Source organism: Shuttleworthella sp. (genome assembly GCF_057251025.1).
This window is the reverse complement of sequence record NZ_DBHIDN010000049.1, coordinates 1-2414: the sequence shown is the minus strand read 5'-3', so window position 1 is coordinate 2414 and position 2414 is coordinate 1. Positions and strand designations below refer to the sequence as shown.

Below are 2414 nucleotides of genomic sequence, written 5' to 3'. Positions count from 1 at the left end.
CGAGCGCCCGTAAGGCAAGAGAGGCGGAATTTGATCTTGCGGTCTGCTGATTTCCATGATAAAATACCAATTCGTGGTATATGTAAATATTCCTTGCCCCGGGGCATGAGCGCCGGGGCCACAAGACCAGAAGGAGGTTAGACGCAATGGCAAAGTATGAATTAGCACTCGTTGTTAATGCTAAGATCGAAGATGATGCCAGGGCAGCTGTCGTCGAGAAGGCGAAGGGTTATATCACCCGCGCCGGCGGCACTGTGACAGATGTAGAGGAGAAGGGCAAGCAGAAGCTTGCTTACGAGATCCAGAATATGGGTGAGGCCTTCTACTACTACATTCAGTTTGAGGCGGAGACCAGTGTTCCCGCTCAGCTGGAAGGCGATATCCGCATCATGGATTATGTTCTTCGCTTCTTATTTGTTCGCAAGGACGAGCAGTAATTAGCACAGCGGAGGATTCGCTGTAGATAGGAGATCAGATGAATAAACTCATTCTTATGGGACGCTTGACAAGAGATCCCGAGGTTCGTTACGGCGGCGCCAATAACAATGCGATTGCCAGATTTTCCATCGCCGTAGACAGAAGATTCAAGCGTGATGGTCAGCCCACCGCGGATTTCTTCAATTGCACGGCCTTCGGCAAGCTCGGAGAGTTCGTTGAGAAGTATCTCCGCAAGGGAACAAAGATCGTATTAGACGGTGAGATTCAGAACGACAATTACCAGAATAAGGAAGGTCAGATGGTCTACGGCTTCCAGGTCATCGCGAACAACATTGAATTCGCGGAGTCCAAGGCCGCAGCCCAGCAGAACGGTTCTTATGCCGGCGCCGATCTGGGAACGCCGCAGCAGGCTCCGACCACAGATGCAGGGGACGGATTTATGAACATCCCTGATGGCATTGAAGAGGAGCTTCCATTTAACTAGAGGAGGTTAAGTCATGGCTTTTAATAGAAGACCCGCACATAGAAGAAGAAAGGTCTGCGTATTCTGCGGCAGTGAGGCTGCCATCGATTACAAGGACGCCAATCAGCTGCGCAAGTATGTCTCAGAGAGAGGGAAGATCCTTCCCCGTCGTATTACCGGCACCTGCGCAAGACATCAGAGAGCGCTGACTTCAGCGATCAAGCGTGCGCGTCATCTCGCAATCATGCCCTACGTTGAGGACTGATTGTAAGCGATTTTGCAAAAAAGAGAGTCTCTCCGGCCCGGCCGGGAGGCTCTTTTTCATTGCCAATTTTCAGAAGGATGTGTAGAATTTACTTGATGTCAGCGGAACGGAAAGAGGGAAGAGGGGAATGGAGCAGAAAAAGTTACAGGAGAAGTTTGAGGATCTCTTTGGGGCAGGCGGTGATATCCGGGGATATTTCTCCCCCGGCCGCGTCAACCTGATCGGAGAGCACACGGATTATAATGGCGGACATGTCTTCCCCTGCGCTCTGACCATCGGGACCTACGGAATCGCCAGAAAGAGAGAGGATTCCAAGATCCGCTTCTACTCCTTGAATATGGAAGACCGCCCGCCGGTGGAGGCGGACTTATCCGATTTGTCCTATCGGGAGGAATACGGCTGGGCCAACTATCCTCTGGGCGTGGTCTGGGCCATGGGTAAGGTCAAGGGGCTGACGCCGGGAACCGGATTTGATATGGCTGTTTACGGGAATATCCCCAATGGGTCAGGTCTCTCTTCCTCCGCCTCGCTGGAGGTTTTGACCGGGGTGATCGTCAGAGATCTCTTCGGATTTGATTCTTTGACCAATATCGATCTGGCCCTGGTCGGCCAGTACTCTGAGAACAATTTCAACGGCTGCAACTGTGGCATTATGGATCAGTTCGCCGTCGCAATGGGGAAGAAGGACGCAGCCATTTTCCTGGACTGCTCCGACCTGTCCTACGAATACGCTCCGATTGCTCTGCCGGATGCCAAGATCTTGATTACAAATTCCAAGGTTAAGCATTCCCTGGTGGATTCGGCCTATAATGACAGAAGAGAAGAGTGCGCCAGGGCGCTGAGCATGCTGCAGGTGGAGCTGGATATTGAAGCCCTGGGCGAGCTGAGCCAGGAGGAGTTTGAAGAACATGCAGACCTGATTTGGGATCCTGTCTGCCGCAGAAGAGCGAAGCATGCGGTCTATGAGAACCAGAGGACCATCCGGGCGGTTGAGGCTCTCAAGTCAGGACAGATCGAGATGTTTGGGCGGCTGATGAATGCCTCTCATATTTCTCTTCGAGATGACTACGAGGTCTCCTGTCGGGAGGTCGACATTCTCGTGGATGAGGCCTGGAAGATCCCCGGCGTCATTGGTAGCCGGATCACCGGCGGGGGCTTTGGCGGCTGCACGGTCAGCCTGGTGAAGAACGACGCCATTGACCCGTTTATCGACCGGGTCGGAAGCGCCTACAGGGAGAAGACCGGGAT

General features: G+C 53.0%; 4 protein-coding genes. All 4 read left to right on the top strand.

The window, feature by feature from the left end; all coding sequences use genetic code 11:
• Positions 1 to 146 precede the first annotated feature (146 nt).
• Positions 147 to 437 carry a 30S ribosomal protein S6 gene (gene rpsF, locus ACO5R6_RS07565; protein ID WP_006906557.1) on the top strand — a complete coding sequence of 97 codons (291 nt, stop codon included), beginning with the start codon at positions 147 to 149 and terminating at the stop codon, positions 435 to 437.
• 38 nt (positions 438 to 475) lie between these two features.
• Positions 476 to 922, top strand: a complete 447-nt coding sequence (locus ACO5R6_RS07560; RefSeq protein ID WP_006906556.1) for a single-stranded DNA-binding protein — start codon at positions 476 to 478, stop codon at positions 920 to 922.
• A 13-nt stretch (positions 923 to 935) separates the two neighbouring features.
• Entirely contained in the window at positions 936 to 1166 is a 231-nt protein-coding gene (rpsR, locus tag ACO5R6_RS07555) for a 30S ribosomal protein S18 (RefSeq protein WP_044958638.1), read from the top strand.
• A 127-nt stretch (positions 1167 to 1293) separates the two neighbouring features.
• Positions 1294 to 2414 (top strand): galactokinase (locus ACO5R6_RS07550; protein ID WP_485626568.1); only part of this gene is annotated, 1121 nt, incomplete at its 3' end.